A 15,784-nucleotide genomic window follows, 5' to 3' on the forward strand; every position below is an offset into this window, starting at 1 on the left:
GCCCATCGCGGCGGCCCACGGATTCAAGCCGGAGTGCGGGCACACCGAGCCATAGCGAGGTGCCGAGTGGTGGGGCAAGAGCCCTTTTGGTTACTTTTGGGGCTCTTTTCCAAAAGTGACCCGCTGTAAGAGCGGAACCCATCCAAACCCTCACAAAAATACCGGATACACCCCCTACTTAGCCGCCATCAACTTATTAACCTCACTACGAACCATGTTGGAAAACTCGGGCGGCGACATCCCGTCCAACTCCGATCGCACCCACTCCGCCCACTTTCCCTTACGCTTCGCACGCTCCCCAAACAACCGCGCCGCCTCCCCCTTGGCCTTACCCAGGTTCGCCTGCCACAAATCATAAAGACGCGACTTTTCATCTTCCAGCTCAGCACGCTCAGCCAGGGTCTTGTCTGCGAGATTGAAGCTCATGTTAAATCCCCTGCTACAAAAATAGAGGACATCTTACACGCCAGCCCCCCATTTCCTGATCCGGTTTTTCACCCAAAACTCCCCAGCCACAAAAAAACTGCAACTTTTGCAGCAGCCCGATACTCCATTGTTCACTGTCACATTCACCTGCAAGGAGTCACACAATGGCCCGCAAATCTGCCGCCCAAGCTGTCGAAGAACAAATCAAGGATCAAGCTTTCAGTGAACTGACGGCATTGATCGAAGAATCCGACAAACTGCTCAAAAGCAGCGCGTCGCTGGTCGGCGAAGAAGGCGAAACCCTGCGTGAGCAGGTCGCCATCAAGCTCAAGCAAGCCCTGGATTCGGTGTCCAACGTGCGCGAGCGCAGCAAGCCTGTGGTCGATGCCACCGTAAACTATATCGGTGGTCACCCATGGCAGACCGTGGCGATTTCCGCCGGTTTCGGCCTGGTCGTAGGCCTGCTGCTGGGCCGTCGTAACTGATGCCCTGAGGGCAACGCCACCGGCGTTGCCCTTTTTAACCGTTCGCCAATGCCTGTAACTGCTCCAATTCCTGCACGTCGATCACAATCCCCTCCTGCTCCGACTTCGCCCGTGTGCGATGACGTCGATCCCCCGGCAAACGCCGCAACCCTGCTGCATGCATCTGCCGCACCAATTCCTGGCTGCGCTCGGCAAAGCTTTGCCCGGCGGTTTTGCTCGGGTCGATCACGATCAGCAACTGACCCGTCCAGGGCGTACGCGCGCCAGGATGATCAGCCCAATTGAACTCAAACGAGAAATTGCCACCGGTCAGCGCTGCCGCCAACAGCTCTACCATCATCGACAACGCCGAGCCTTTGTGCCCGCCGAACGGCAACAGCGCGCCGCCCTCAAGGATTGCCTTAGGGTCCTGGGTCGGCTGGCCCAGGCCGTCGACGCCCATGCCCGGCGGCAGGCGCTCGCCCTTGCGCGCGGCAATCTGCACATCACCATGGGCGATGGCGCTTGTTGCCAGGTCGAACACGATCGGCAGGCCATCGGCGCGCGGGGCGGCAAAGGCGATGGGGTTGGTGCCGAACAGTGGGCGGTCGGCGCCATGGGGCACCACGCAGGTCATGCTGTTGACCACACTCAAGGCCACCAGCCCCTGTTCGGCGAAGGGTTCGACGTCGGGCCACAAGGCGGCAAAGTGATGGGAGTTATGGATCGCCAGCAAGGCAATCCCGGCACTGCGCGCCTTGTCTACCAACAGCCCTCTGGCCGCTTCCAGCGCTGGCTGGGCAAAACCATTGCCTGCGTCTACCCGCACAAAACCTGAAGCCACATCGCTAACAATGGGCACTGCGCGGCCATCTACCCAGCCACTGGCCAGGGTGCTGAGGTAGCCGGGAATGCGGAAAATGCCATGACTGTGCGCGCCATCACGTTCGGCGCTGGCGCAATTGCGCGAGAGAATCGCAGCCACCTCAGGCGAGGTGCCGTGCCGCACAAATACCTGTTGCAGTAACGCCACCAGCTCACCGAAACCGATGGAGACACGAGAACCTTCAACTAGCTTGGACGGCGTAGACATCTGAAGCTCCGAATTTATGATTGGAAGGCGCGACAAGACGAGAAACCAGACCTGCGATTAAACAACGCGCCCGCCAGTTGCTGTCAATCGACGTTTGCCATCCCAGGCGCTTTTGCAGCAGTTATCTACCGCAACGGGCAGGCCCGAACCTTTTACGCTGCCGATCAGTTGGCCAACTCTGGCCGTGATGGAGCGAGCGATGGCCAGCGTCAACCCACCTTACTTTTTCGAAGAATTTCACCAGCCATTCCGAAGAAAGCAGCCGACGCCGCGTGAACAGGCGCTGGGGCTTACGCTCAATGACCTTGATTGGCTCGACACCCTGTACTACGCCACCGATGCGGCACGCCAGGACAGCGAAGAGCGCACTGCGCCCATGGTGGTGGAAAAACTCGTGTTGGAGATGGAAGGAAGCGCCACGGTGTCGCTGGCAGGCGCCTTTTTAATGAGCCCCAGCCCTGACGACCACAAGGCCTTGCTCTTTACACCGTACGGTGGAATCGAGGTGTTCGACAATCGTGAGACGTTGCTTTCCAGCGTTATAAATCGCTTGAAAAATGAAACGGATAACATTGATTTAATTGCATTTTTAACGATAGAAGAACGTAAAAATTTTGTCCCGGACAGCCCTTTTACCCTTGCGACAGCGCTGATCGCCGGGGGCGTTTTTGAAGACCAGCAGCGCGCCATTGGCGTCAACCAGCAGCACAATATCCAACGCATGCTCGATGCGTTGCGCACCACGCCCAGCTTGTCGTCCATGCTCGACACACTGCTCGGCATAACCGCGCGCACGTATTTTCCCGGCCTGGATCAACGCGACACCCGGGTTTACAGCTTTACCGCCTCGACGGACAACGACAGCCACGCTACTGACCCATGGTTAGCCTCGGCGACGCTGAGCGAAACGTTGTTGCAGTACTACCTCAAGCACACGTGGCCCGCTGGGCAGCGTCGCACCTTCAGTAACCCGCGGCACGTCACCACAGGTTTCACCGAGGCCGAACGTACACAGGACCAAACCCGCTGGGAAAGCCTGGTGGAAGAAACCGCCGAAGTCCTTTGCCCCTTGCTTGCCGGTTTGCTGACGACATGGTGGAACGAGGACACCGGCAACGGCGAGTCGCGCCTGGAATTCTTTACTCAAGTGATGAGTGACGTGTTCCGTGCCGATCTGTTCTTCAAGCAGCATGCGCAGATTGTGTCTGCGGCGGAGAATCAGGAATTACTCGGCATTTTTCTTCCCGACCAGGCAGCGCGCAGCGCCTGGCACCGTCCGCTGCAAGTCGAAAAAGTCAGCATTCACGCGCCCTATCAACATTACGTTGAGCTGGCCGCAACCTTGATGATGAATGATGGCACCTGCGCCTACCTCTATACGCAGACACGCGGGCTGCAAGTGCTCACAGATTTGGCCGATTTGAATGACACGCTGCTGAGCATGCTCAAAGCCGCCGGGCATCAGGATGAACTGTTGAACTACCTCTCCCTGGAGGAGCGCAGCCTGTATATCGCCATGGACGCGGTGCAGGTCAGTGGGCGCCCGGTACACGGCGGCGTATTCAGCACGCTGGTCGAGGACATCGCCGCCAAACAACTGAGCAATCTGGAACATGCCCTCAGGTTGTTTCGCCGCAGCGGCGGCGCAATCGACCTCGAAGCGCTGCTCGATTGCGCGCTGGACGTGCGCGCCATGCTCGACAGCCGTCTACTGGGGATGGACACCGAAGGCCGTTGGAGCCTTCACCCGATCAGCGCTGAGCATGGCGGCCCTTCGACAGTGCAGGCAGAACGGGCCAAACAGCAGTTGCTCGCGCTTCAGGCCGCCGATGCCGCCTTACAGGTGGAACGGGACAATCACCCCACACTGCGCCGCCTGGCCATACACAGCCTGAATCAGGAACTGAGCAGGCGCTTGCTGAAGATCGACGCCACCGATGTGTACGCCAACACGTACGCCAGCCAGGCACAGCCGCTGGAAGAGCGTATCCCGCTGCAGTCCCGAAGCATGCTTGAGCACTTTATTGCGCGCCTGGCGAATACCGCCGAACCCGTCACCGATGTGCCCGAATTCGGGCTTTACAGCGAGCGGCGCGAGGGCACGGCAACGCGCTGGAGCAACCTGGACGTCCGCACCTTCAACGCCGTGATTGAGCAGGCCATGAAGCCCCTCGTCGAACATGACATCCGCACCCTTCCCCGCCAGTTTCTGGAGCGTCATCGAGACTCGATGAACTATGCCTTGATGCTTGGGTTGCGTAGCGAGGCGCAGTTGCGGCAGCTGAACACAACGTTGAGCACGCGCCACTGTGCAATTCTCGACACCGTACTGCGCCCTGAGAGCATGACCCGCTACAAACGCCATGGACTGGAAGGCTTTATGCCGGATGCCTACGGTTTAACCCTGAAGATCGGCGATGACCCGCAACTGCGGCCCCTGGCCAACTGTTTTGTGCTGACGGAGCGCGGTGGTACCGACATTCAGCGCTCCGGCCAGGCTGTCCTGTGGACACCGCAGCGTGGGCACGAACCGTTCGCCTCGGTATATGCCCTGCGCAAGGCGCTTGAACAGCGTCTGGCACATGCGGACAAGCGCTTGCCCTTGCTTCAGAACTTACCCATCAGCCAGCGCCCCCCTCATCAAGTGTTCCGCCTTGGGCCGCTGCAACGCATCGACGAGCATTTGCTCAATAACCGCCAACAGAGCTATCTGGACTACCAGATTGATGGCATTGACCGTTGGCTGGCCATGCCACTGGCTCCCAGGCAACTCCAGGACTGCCTGGACAGCGAGATGCAGCGGATGCCACCGTCTAACCTCGGCCGCGCCAAAGCCCTCGCTCAAGCGATGATTGCGCAACAAGCTTTGCCGGTGTGGCTTGGCCTGGCGTCGCCGCATGAACAGATGCTTCACGCCGAATTGCTGGAGCAATACCGCCTCAGCGCCCCCGACCAACGCGATTACCTGCACGGCGTGCCATCGCTGCGCGAACACGTCGCCAGCAGCTTGCAGGCGTTGCTGAAGAACCGTTTCCCTGACCAAGCATTAAACCCGGACGACATTCTGATTCCGCAGCGCGTGGTGCTCACTGGGCATGCCCTGAGCCTTACCGACTTTGCACTGCGCCACTTACCCGACCTGCACGCCGATAACCTTCGTCCCCACGCGCGCGGTGCGACGCCCCTGCCGCCAACGCTGGATGGCGCGGCAGTGGAACAGTTGGTGCGCCAGGTCGACATCGCCACCAACTACCGCGACGTGCTCACGCCCTTGCTGACCTCCGCTACCGAGGACACGCGCCAGCGACAGAGGCGGTTTTGTCAACAATTGCCCTGGCAACTGCTGCGCCATGCCCACGAGGAAAAGCTCGAAGAACGCCTGAGCGCCAAGGCCTGGGGCTTCATCCAGCAGGTGTTTGACATGCCCGATGGCGTGGCGCGCAAGGCTTTCAACGAGAAGGCCGCGATGGTGCGCCCATTGGCGCTGATCGCCACACCGGGCGCTGTGCCGGTGGTGGTGCCCGGCCTGTACCTGATTGGCCCGCAACCACCGGCAACCGGTCCCTGGGTGCTTTACGCGCCTTACAGCCCGTCAAGCGTGATCAAGGAATACGAGGATGAAGACGATCTAATCGACGAGATATACCGGCCCGGGCCGCTGCAAGCGTGGATCATTCGCCAACTGGGTGACCCGCATCAGGCCCTCTACCGCAACCTGTTACGCACCCCGGCACCCGCCGATGACACGGGAATAACCCTGGCCTCGTCACCCGTGACGCGCAATATTCTGCCGCAACTGTTTGCCGACAACGCCCAACAACTGCTGAAAATGCTCACCTGCCAATTCGAAAAAGACGGCAAAGACCAGTGGGTCAGCATTACCCGCTTGTTACGCGAGGGCGTGCCCATGGCGTTGCAATTCTTTGCCGGCAAACTCAAATTTCCGCTGGTGGTGTGGCGCAGTTTCAAACTGTTCGAAACCTCTGCCGATGCCTTGCAGGCGCAGCATTTCGGCCTTGGCATGCACAAGTTTGTGCAGGGCTTGGCGTCGTTGGCGTCCTTACGCAGCGAGTTGGATGCACTGCTTCCAGACTCAGCCCCCTCGGTGTCGGCGCAAATACCCACGGACGAGCCGGATATCACCGACCCCTTGCGCACGCGGATGCGGCACTTTGAAGACGCGACAGTGGCCCTGGCAGACCTCTCGCGAAACCCTCTGAACCGTGTCTATACGCAGGCTTCCAGCAACCGGGACTTTGTGCCGGTGGAGGGCAAGGTCTACCCGGTAAAACGTCTCGGCGACCACTGGCGGGTCAGCCTGGGGTCAGATCCGGGGCCTTACATCGTGCGCAACCCCAGAGGCCAGTGGGTGCTTGACCTGACTCGACGCGAACCACAGTTCGGTCCGGCACTGTCGCGCCCTTTCAACCGGTTTAACACTCGCCGGGCTGTTCGCGAGGTCATCAATGTTCAAGCAGAGGGCATGGACAACATTCGCGCGTTGTCGCCGTTCATGGCCGAGTGCATCAACGAAGCGATCAATGTGGCGACTTACTACACGGTGACCTGCCATCGCAACGTGGCGTTGTTTGCGCAGCAACCTGACGCCGATTCGCGTGTCGGGCGCTTTCTGACCGACATGTTCGGCATCCTCAACGTTAACCCCGGGCAGCTAGCGAAAGTCCAGGCGCGCATCATGGAAATGCTCAACGGGCTCACCGATCACACACTCACCGTCCCTAACTCACAACGGTTTGTCATCGGCCGCGCCAAGTGGGCTGTCAGTTCGAACTTCGCCTTCGTGATACCCACCGACCGAGAGCGAAGAATCTTTTTGATGGACGCTTTCTTCAACCCCGGCATGCACATCTATGAACCCCACCTCAACACGCCGTTTGATGTAGACCATCATGCGCGGGCCGCCGCCTTGATTCATGAACTGGGCCATTTGACATCGCTGACCGAGGACATCGCTTACCTGGACAGCATGCGCCCCTTCCAGGACCTGATTAACCGGGGCACTGCTGACGGTTTGAGGTTGCACACGGCGCTTTCAAACCTGCGCGATACCGCCCTGTCGACGCTGACTCCGGCCACCCTGCTGTTCAAATCCTGGGATGAATATGCGCAACGTTGGGATGACTTCGGCCGTTATGGTTCTACACAGTTGCGCGATAGGGTGTTGAAACTGACAGGTGCAAAGACACTGAATGACGCACGGTCAGTGTTCATGTCGGATCCGGATCGACGGATCGACACCATTCTGGCCAACGCCGATTCACTGACGTACCTGATTACCTACCTGGGGCGGGTATTGGATCCGGGGGCCTGAACAGGCCCCCGAAGGGGGTCAATCAGTCTTTCTGGTCACGCAAGACGTTGCCCGAAGCGCCATCGATGCGGGCTTCATACACGACGCCGTCAGACTTGCGGCCCTTGACTTCCCAGTAGCCGTTGTCGTCTGCCTCGGCGGCATAAACCTCGATATAACCGGCCTTGGTTTTGGCCACTTCGATGGCTTTTTCGATAGGGATCCAGCCGGCGCCCGGCTTGTCGGCCATGGCCGCGCCGGCACTGAGCAAGGCGGTGGTTGCACACAAGGCGACTAAGGTTTTCTTGAACATGGTCATACTCCATTTGGCAATGAGTGTTTCAGTCCCGAATTTTTTAGGTGCTTTCAAACGAGAATAAGTTCCAATTGATGTGCAATAGCCATGACTGCTGTTCTCGTCCTCCATCTGCAGAGGTTAGACTGTGGGAAATCAGGATGAGTTAATGAGCGAACAGTCCCTTTCAGAAGCCGAATATGACGCTATCACCGACGCCGCCGCGCATTGGTGCATGCGGCTGCACGCGGGCGATTGCACCACCACGGAACGGCAGGCCTTTGAGCAATGGCACGATGCTGATCCGCTGCATGCTTTCGAATACGCGGCCATGCTGGAAATCTGGGATGTCGCTGATCATTTACCGCGCAACGCGCCGCCACTCCCGGCGGTAGCCCCGCTCAAACCCCGTAGCCGCCTGCGCACGTATGCAGTCGCCGCCGCGGTCTGCCTGGCAGCCTTGCCCTTGGCTGCGTTCACGGGTTGGGAAGCCGGTTGGCTGCCCAACGCCTATCAAAGGCTCGATGCCACCAACGGCTTGCGCCAGGTCACCCTGGGCGACGGCAGCCAAGTGGAACTGAACCTTGGCACCGAGCTGGTCTACAGCAACTACAAGGACGAGCGCCGGGTCACCTTGAAAAAGGGCGAGGCGTTTTTCAAGGTCAGCCATAACCTTGAGCATCCCTTTGTCGTCTACGCAGGCGCCGGCAAGGTCCGTGTGACCGGCACCCAGTTCAACGTCTGGGAGTATGAAGACCGTGTACAGGTCAGGCTGCTCGAAGGCTCCGTACAGGTTTCCAGCGACGGGCAGTCCGCCAGTGTTCCGCTGAGCCCCGGCATGCAAGCCAGCTACCGACTGGGCGATGCCACGCCGCAGGTGCGAGCGTTCAACCCGGATGACAGCGCTCTGGCCTGGCGTAGCGGCAAACTGGTACTCGACAACCTGGCGCTGGCCGATGCGTTGCCGTTGATTAACCGCTACCTGGACAAACCGGTGATGCTGGCAGACGCCAGTACCGGCGCGATTCGGATTGGCGGGATCTACAACACCCAAGAGGTCAAAGACCTCGTCGCCTCCCTGCCCAAGGTTTTACCGGTCTACCTGACCCAAAACCAGGACGGCAACCCTGTACTCAACTCCATCCCGCGCAAAGCACCCAAGGGCTGAGCCTTGCCTCAAGGCTGGGGCTCATTTGCGCCCGCAGTGTCCATTTTTGAAACACATCCCCGGCCTGAACCGCCCGCCTGTAGCGGGTTCATGGTTTTGTCACGCCCACTGTTACATCGCTGAGACAACCCGCAAATGGGGCCGGGCATCACTGGCCGAGGCAATACTGTCTCAACGCTGAAACACTGCGGCCATCATTTCGCCTTGTTTAAATCCCAGGCCTTTGATTATCAAAACAAAATAAAAAGCGGCACGGGTTCTGCTCCTTGTCTTGCAGCGCTGTTCAGGGTCAGCGCGAAGCATAAGGAACGTTGCCGTGAACACACACACTCCAGGCTCACTGAGCCTCCTGCTGATCAGCTGTGCCATGAGTGCCGGCGTCAGCCTGCCAGTGCTCGCTGCAGGCGATGGTGTGATTGTCCTTGAGCGTCAGGTGCACCCTTATGCGATTGGCCGCTCACGCGGATCCGACCCCTACCCCACGACCGTAAATGCCAACGCCTCGGCGCAAATTTTGCGCGCCACCAACCGTGAACTCAGCGACAACGACATCGCGGGCATCAGCAGCGGCGCAGGCATTACGCGCACCCTCATGCCGAACGGCAACATTCCCGGCCTGAACACAATTACGGGCAGTCAAGGCTTGAGTGCGGGCAACGCGGCCGGCCTCGGCGCGGGTGGCGGCGGTGGCGTCTCGAACACGGTCAACGGGGCAGTTTCACGGGGCCTTGCGCCGCTGAACAACCTCGGCGGCATGATCGGAGGGGCGATGAAATGAACCGTGCCCTGATCCTGCTGGCAACGCTCGGTTGCGCATCGGCGCTGGCCGACAGCAACAACAACGCGACCATTGATAACACCGGAACGCAGTACAACGGCGTGGTCCTGATCAACCAGGCCGCCGGTGATGAACATCAACTGAGCAACAACCTCGCCCTGTCGGTGGGGCACAGCACCCAGTCAACCATCACCGTCATTCAAAAAATCAACGACGCTGCCGCTGACCGCTCTCTGAACGCCAACGCCGCGATCCGGGGCAACTCTTTCAGCAACAGCAACGGTGCACTGAGCGTCAACCAGTCCGCCGGGGCGCAAAACCAGATGATCAATGCCGTGCGCATCAGCGTGAACGCTGGCCCGCAAAGCATCGACGACAGTGTCATGTCGCAACAGACCGTTGCGCTTGCAACAGACTCGGGTTTGACCTCTACCACTGGCAGCCGCCAGGTCGTGACAAGCGACCAGGCCTTCACCGGCAGCCGTGGAGTGGTACAGGTCAACCAGAGCGCCGGGGTGGGGAACCGAGTGGCTAACACCCTGAATGTACGACTCAACTGATGGAGCTGAGTCGATTGCTGGAACGCACCAACACTTAACCAACCAATTAGAAGCAAGGAGATACACCATGAAAACCACAATGGCTCTCAAACCACTGGCATTCGCTCTCGCTGCGCTCATGGCTGTTGCTGCTCAAGCGGGTCAGCCTGGCCATGGCGGCCCACAACCTGCGCCAGTCACTGCCAGCGCTACCTCCAATGACCGTCAAAGCAACAGCGGCAACGTGGTGATCAATGACGAAACCAAAAACAACGCCTCGGCCACTGACTCATACAAAAACATCAGTGGTGTGGCCAACGGCAACGTGCTGAGCGGTGACAACAACCAGGGCAAAAACGACGTTGTCATTCAGTCTGCCGACGCTGATTTCGTGTTCGCTACTGTGAACTCCACACAATCGAACAGTGGCAACCTGGCAATCAACAGCGGCAGCAAAAACAATGCCTCGCTGAACGACAGCGGTAACAACGCTTCGGGCGTCATCCAGTTGAACGTCGCAGCCGGCACCTCCAACCAAGGCAGCAACAGCACTGTCATTCAGGCCAACAAAGATGGCAGCGGCGGCGCCGCAACTGTCAATGCCGTGCAGGACGTATCCGGCAACCTGACGCTCAACCTGGCCAGCGGCCACGGCTGGAGCACCAAACCGGTCGTCAACAATGCCAGCGTGAACAACTCGATGAACTTCAGCTCCGGCGTGTCGAACTCCAACGTTCTGTCGGGCAGCGGCAACCAGGGCTCGAACAACGTAGTCGTGCAATCCACCACCCGCTTCTGATTCAGATAGGGCCTTGGAAACAAGGCCCTTTTATTTCCAGTGTCCAGCAGGTCCTACGATCATGCGCCTCGTTGCCTTCCTCCTTCTGTTCACACTGACCGGCCCTGCATGGGCGGGGCAAATGGCCGTGGTCATGCCCAACGGTGCGGTGATTTACAAGAAGGTCGAGAGCATCCGCGAGCGCAAGTTCGCCAACCTGGTGGAACAGAAAACCGATTTCAGCTGCGGCGCCGCTGCACTGGCGACCATCCTGCGCCAAGCCTACTGGATGGACGTGGATGAAGACCACGTCATCAAAGGCATGCTGGTCCACGCCGACCAGGATCTGGTACGCACCCAGGGCTTCTCCATGCTCGACATGAAGCGCTACCTGGAAAGTATCAACATGCGCGCCAAGGGCTACCGGATCGCCCCGGACGTACTGGTCACCGTCAAAGTGCCGGTGGTGGTGCTGCTCGACATTCGCGGCTACAAGCACTTTGTCGTGCTGCAACGTACCGACAAGGACTGGGCGTATATCGGCGATCCCGTGCTGGGCAACAAGCGCTACGCCAGGGACGATTTCGTCAAAGGCTGGAATGGCATCGTGTTCGCGGTGATCGGTGAAGGCTACGACAAGGCCAACGCCCTGCTCACCCCGCGCAACCCGCTGACCGCCAAGGGCCAACTGAACGAGTTCAGCCCGGTACGCGACAGCGAATTGATGGACTTCGGTTTTATCCAGAGCGACTTCTTCTAGAAGCGCAATAAGGGGCAGGACGCTCCAGGAGCTCACGATGAACACGTTTCGTTGGCTGACGGTCATGTGCCTGGCAGCCTCTGCGCCGGCTTTTGCCTCGTCGGCGTTCAAGCCGATCGAACTCAAGGACTCGGAGATGGCCGACCTGCGCGGGCGCTATGTAATGCCGGGGCGGATTGTCAGCTTTGGCCTGGTCATGAGCACCACCTGGACGAACGCCGCCGGCGCAACCGTCACCGGCACCGCCAACATGCAGGTCAGTTCAAGCACCGTCACGCCGCAATTTTATGTGCAGATAACCGGGCACGATGGCAACGGACTGGTCAGGCAGCCTGATGGCACGGGCACCGTGGCCGGGGGTTCCGGCCTGGGTAGCGGCCAGGGTGTGGTGCAAAGTGTCCGCGCGGCGGGCGATGGCAACAGCGCCACCAATGGCGTCGACATCAACGTGAGCAAAAACGGCCTGGCACCCGCCAACTACGTGCAATCCGGCCAGGCACTGATGGCTGGCCAGCCGGTTACCGGCGGCACAGCGGCAGGCCAGGTGACGATTTCGGCGCAAAACGGCGGGTTGCAAATGGCGCTGCTGGCCAATAACAACCAAGGCAGCGTTTTGCAGCAGATCGGCGGCGGCGCCGTCAGCCAGGGCACGATTATCAAAGGGGATTTGAATGCCATTTCCAACCTGACCCAACTCAATGTAGTCCTGGGAAATAACGGCCTTAACACCATCACGCAGAACCTCAATCTGGACCAGCTCAAGGGCCTACGCACCGCTGGTTATTAAACTACGCTGAGCCTCGACACCTACGCATTAAAAAGGGACGGCTTATTCCATGCCTCGATCGTTATCGCTACGTGCCGTGATTTGTTTGAGTACGCTCCTGCCCGCATCCGTTCTTTATGCCGCACCGGATACCGATATCGAGACCTTGAAACAGGAACTGCTGGAACTCAAGCAACGTTATGAAGTGCAGCAAAAAGCACTGGCCGTATTGGAGCAACGCGTACGACAGGTAGAAGACCAACCCGCAACACCGGCGCCCAGGCGCCTGGCCAAGTCGCCCGCCGACTTCCAGAAAGGCGGCGCCACTGTGGCCGCAAACACCACGGGCGTGGGTGCGGCGGCCGCTTCAGGCGGCGCAGGGGGTGGCAGCTCTTACGGGCAAAGCCTCAAGGATGACTCGGCCCCGGCACAAAGCGTGAGCAACCTTTATAACGAGGCCAGCGGCTTTTTCGGCAACGGCAAGTTCAGCGTTGAAACCGGCATCACCTATGCCCGCTACGACGCGCGTCAGCTGTCCCTCAACGGCTTTCTGGCGCTGGACTCGATCTTCCTTGGCAACCTGAACCTGGACCGGATCAAGTCCGATAGCTGGACCCTCGACCTGACCGGGCGCTACAACCTCGACAATCGCTGGCAGTTCGACCTGAACGTGCCCGTGGTGTACCGCGAATCGACTTACCAATCAGGCGGCGCGGGCGGCGACTCGAACGCCACCTCGGAAGGTTCCGTCACGCGCGACCCCACCATCGGCGACGTTAACGTCGGCATTGCCTACAAGTTCCTCGATGAAAGCGCCCACCTGCCGGACGCCGTGCTGTCGGTGCGGGTCAAGGCGCCGACCGGCGAGGAGCCCTATGGCATCAAGCTGATCGAACAAGCCAACAACAATAACCTGGCCGTGCCGGAAAGCCTGCCAACGGGCAATGGCGTGTGGTCGGTGACGCCGGGCATCTCGCTGGTCAAGACCTTCGACCCGGCGGTGCTGTTCGGTTCGTTGTCTTACACGCATAACTTCGAGGAGTCGTTCGACGACATCAGCCCCAACGTCAATCAGAAAACCCCCGGTAAAATCAGCCTTGGGGACAGCTTCCAGTTTGGCGTGGGGGTAGCCTTCGCGTTGAACGAGAAGATGAGTATGTCGTTCTCCGTTTCCGACCTGGTGCAACGCAAGAGCAGGATCAAGCAGAACGGCGGGGATTGGCAATCGGTGGTCTCCAGCGATGCCAACGCCGGCTACTTCAACGTGGGCATGACCATAGCCGCGTCGGATAACCTGACGATCGTGCCCAACCTGTCGATTGGCATGACCGATGATGCGCCGGACTTTACGTTCAGCCTGAAATTCCCGTACTACTTCTAGTGATGGCGGGACGCGGGGCGTCCCATGAGGTTTACCCGCCCTAGCGGATCTGGTGTTTGTGCAGCAACCGGTAGAACGTCGGCCGGGATACGCCGAGCACTCGCGCGGCAACACTCAAGTTGTCGCTGTGCCGGTTGAGCACATCGCACAGCGCCTGGCGTTCGGCGCGGTGTTTGTAGTCCTCCAGTGTCGCCATTGGTGGCGCGATTGCCTTTTGGCCTTGCAACCCCAGATCAACGGCTTCGATCTGCCGCCCCTCTGCCAGCACCAGGCCGCGGCGCACACGGTTGGCCAGCTCGCGCACATTGCCGGGCCACGGGTGCTGGCCCATGGCGATCAGGGCATCCTCACTGAAACTGCGCGGGCGGCGGCCGGTTTCCTGACTGTAAAAACGCGAAAAATGGTTGGCCAGCATCGCCACATCACCATGGCGCTCACGCAGCGGCGCCGTGACCACTTGCAGTACGTTCAGGCGGTAATACAGGTCTTCGCGGAAAGCGCCCTTGGCCACCGCCGCCTCCAGATCCACGTGGGTCGCCGCCAGCACTCGCACGTCCACCGGGATCGGCTGGCTGCCGCCTACGCGTTCGATTTGTTTTTCCTGCAGAAAGCGCAGCAGGTTGGCTTGCAACTCCATCGGCAGATCGCCGATTTCATCCAGAAACAGCGTGCCACCGTTGGCAGCCTCGATGCGTCCGACCTTGCGCTGATGGGCGCCGGTGAATGCGCCTTTTTCATGGCCGAACAGTTCGGACTGGATCAAGTGTTCGGGGATCGCGCCGCAATTGATCGCCACAAAGGGCTTGGCATGGCGCTGGGATTGGCGGTGCAGAGTCTTGGCCACCAGCTCTTTACCGGTACCGCTGTCACCGCGGATCAACACCGGGGATTCGGTCGGTGCGAGCTTGGCCAATAATTTACGCAGTTCACGGATCGGACGGCTGTCACCGAGCAGCTCGTGCCCGACTTCATCGACCAGCATCTGACCTTTGCCTCGCAGGCGTGCCATGCCGAACGCACGCCCGAGGGTGACCTGCACACGCGCCACATCAAACGGCAGGGTGTGGAAGTCGAAGAACCATTCGCAGACGAAATCACCGACATTCTGCAGGCGCAACACATCCTGGCAGAGCACGGCGATCCATTCGGTACCACTGCGGCTGATCAGCTCCTTGACCGCTTCGGGGCGTTCCAGGTGGTAAGGCTGCAAGCGCAGCAAGCCGACATCACATGAACGGTCGCCCACGGCGCCCAGCGCGCAGCTGTCCACTTCCCACCCGGCAGCGCGCAAGGCGGGCAGCAGCTCATGGCAGTCTTCACACGGGTCGACAACGAGCAAGCGTCTTTGGACAGGTGTAACAACCATGTCTATTCCTTGGCGCCAAAATCGATAAAGTTACTTATAAACAACCATTTGTGAGGGCTGCGGCCAACACTAGCAAAATATTGACGCATTCCTTGTAACGTTTCGCTATAAGTGTTGGCAAAAAGCCACCTACCCTTTCACGCAGGCAAAAAGTGACGCCGCAGCAAAAACCCTATTGCGCTTTTAAAACAGCTGCTTACATGACGCCCGTCAGGGAAAGTTGAAAATTCTTGTTCCAGGATGTGACCCGTACCCTGCCATCGTGCATCAGTACAAGTAACCCGCCGCACGGTCAGCCCAACCGCCGGCACTTCACTTGAATGGGCATTGAGAGAGACGAACCCCATGAACGCCCCGCTCCGCATCAACGAAGCTCTTTTGATCGCAGACCGTGCTTTTCAGCCCTTTCAGTGCGTGGCCTGGCACGATGGCAACGGCGCCCTGAGCCTGAGCGTCATCGACCGCACCAATACCCGTATTGGCAGCAAACAGCTGTCCTCAAGTGCTTATTCCGACCCGGCCCAATTGGAAGACTTGCTGTTGCAAGCGCGCGCCGAGCTCGACAAAGAAGGCCATCAGTTGCAGTCGTGGGCAATGCCCAAGTAAGGAGACGCAACAACTTCCGATCATTGTCAGAACGCTAAAACAATGATCGGAAG

Annotated in this window: 14 protein-coding genes; 10 read left to right on the forward strand and 4 right to left on the reverse strand. The window is 59.4% G+C overall.

What is annotated here, in order from left to right:
• Positions 1-174 precede the first annotated feature (174 nt).
• A complete protein-coding gene (locus Q7C20_RS20790) occupies positions 175-426 on the reverse strand; it encodes a hypothetical protein (RefSeq protein WP_348061694.1) in 252 nt (83 codons plus the stop codon).
• Between the two features lie 164 nt (positions 427-590).
• Between Q7C20_RS20790 and Q7C20_RS20795 the strand changes: the two genes are divergently transcribed.
• A complete protein-coding gene (locus tag Q7C20_RS20795) occupies positions 591-911 on the forward strand; it encodes a YqjD family protein (RefSeq protein ID WP_375069887.1) in 321 nt (106 codons plus the stop codon).
• Between the two features lie 34 nt (positions 912-945).
• On the opposite strand, the gene Q7C20_RS20800 is transcribed toward Q7C20_RS20795, so the two are convergent.
• The gene (locus tag Q7C20_RS20800; protein WP_348061697.1) at positions 946-1,983 is read right to left on the reverse strand and encodes an Ldh family oxidoreductase; all 1,038 of its coding nucleotides are present in this window, start codon (positions 1,981-1,983) and stop codon (positions 946-948) included.
• 199 nt (positions 1,984-2,182) lie between these two features.
• On the opposite strand from Q7C20_RS20800, the gene Q7C20_RS20805 reads away from it, so the two are divergent.
• Positions 2,183-7,315 (forward strand): dermonecrotic toxin domain-containing protein, encoded by a 5,133-nt coding sequence (locus Q7C20_RS20805; protein ID WP_375069888.1) that lies wholly within the window; start codon positions 2,183-2,185, stop codon positions 7,313-7,315.
• Positions 7,316-7,337: 22 nt separating this feature from the next.
• Here the strand turns inward: Q7C20_RS20805 and Q7C20_RS20810 are convergent, their stop codons facing one another.
• Positions 7,338-7,607 (reverse strand): PepSY domain-containing protein, encoded by a 270-nt coding sequence (locus tag Q7C20_RS20810; RefSeq protein WP_348061699.1) that lies wholly within the window; start codon positions 7,605-7,607, stop codon positions 7,338-7,340.
• A 151-nt stretch (positions 7,608-7,758) separates the two neighbouring features.
• Here Q7C20_RS20810 and Q7C20_RS20815 point away from each other — a divergent pair, with 151 nt between their 5' ends.
• The 7 genes from Q7C20_RS20815 (at position 7,759) to Q7C20_RS20845 (ending at position 13,759) form a co-directional block, all read left to right on the forward strand.
• A complete protein-coding gene (locus Q7C20_RS20815; RefSeq protein ID WP_375069889.1) occupies positions 7,759-8,757 on the forward strand; it encodes a FecR domain-containing protein in 999 nt (332 codons plus the stop codon).
• Between the two features lie 316 nt (positions 8,758-9,073).
• A complete protein-coding gene (locus Q7C20_RS20820) occupies positions 9,074-9,535 on the forward strand; it encodes a hypothetical protein (RefSeq protein ID WP_375069890.1) in 462 nt (153 codons plus the stop codon).
• On the forward strand, positions 9,532-10,095 hold the full coding sequence (locus Q7C20_RS20825) for an adhesin (RefSeq protein ID WP_375069891.1): 564 nt from the start codon (positions 9,532-9,534) through the stop codon (positions 10,093-10,095). The genes Q7C20_RS20820 and Q7C20_RS20825 overlap by 4 nt, the downstream gene beginning before the upstream one ends.
• Positions 10,096-10,162: 67 nt before the next feature.
• A complete protein-coding gene (locus Q7C20_RS20830) occupies positions 10,163-10,873 on the forward strand; it encodes a heme utilization protein (RefSeq protein ID WP_375069892.1) in 711 nt (236 codons plus the stop codon).
• Between the two features lie 61 nt (positions 10,874-10,934).
• The gene (locus Q7C20_RS20835) at positions 10,935-11,612 is read left to right on the forward strand and encodes a C39 family peptidase (protein WP_375069893.1); all 678 of its coding nucleotides are present in this window, start codon (positions 10,935-10,937) and stop codon (positions 11,610-11,612) included.
• A 37-nt stretch (positions 11,613-11,649) separates the two neighbouring features.
• Positions 11,650-12,399: a hypothetical protein gene (locus tag Q7C20_RS20840; protein WP_375069894.1), complete on the forward strand. Its 750-nt coding sequence runs from the start codon at positions 11,650-11,652 to the stop codon at positions 12,397-12,399.
• A gap of 49 nt (positions 12,400-12,448) precedes the next feature.
• Entirely contained in the window at positions 12,449-13,759 is a 1,311-nt protein-coding gene (locus tag Q7C20_RS20845) for a hypothetical protein (RefSeq protein WP_375069895.1), read from the forward strand.
• Between the two features lie 40 nt (positions 13,760-13,799).
• Here the strand turns inward: Q7C20_RS20845 and Q7C20_RS20850 are convergent, their stop codons facing one another.
• On the reverse strand, positions 13,800-15,125 hold the full coding sequence (locus Q7C20_RS20850; RefSeq protein ID WP_375069896.1) for a sigma 54-interacting transcriptional regulator: 1,326 nt from the start codon (positions 15,123-15,125) through the stop codon (positions 13,800-13,802).
• 345 nt (positions 15,126-15,470) lie between these two features.
• Here Q7C20_RS20850 and Q7C20_RS20855 point away from each other — a divergent pair, with 345 nt between their 5' ends.
• Entirely contained in the window at positions 15,471-15,731 is a 261-nt protein-coding gene (locus Q7C20_RS20855) for a hypothetical protein (protein ID WP_375069897.1), read from the forward strand.
• Positions 15,732-15,784: the final 53 nt, after the last annotated feature.

This window comes from Pseudomonas sp. AMR01 (genome assembly GCF_041946035.1).
GTDB lineage: Bacteria > Pseudomonadota > Gammaproteobacteria > Pseudomonadales > Pseudomonadaceae > Aquipseudomonas > Aquipseudomonas antarctica_B.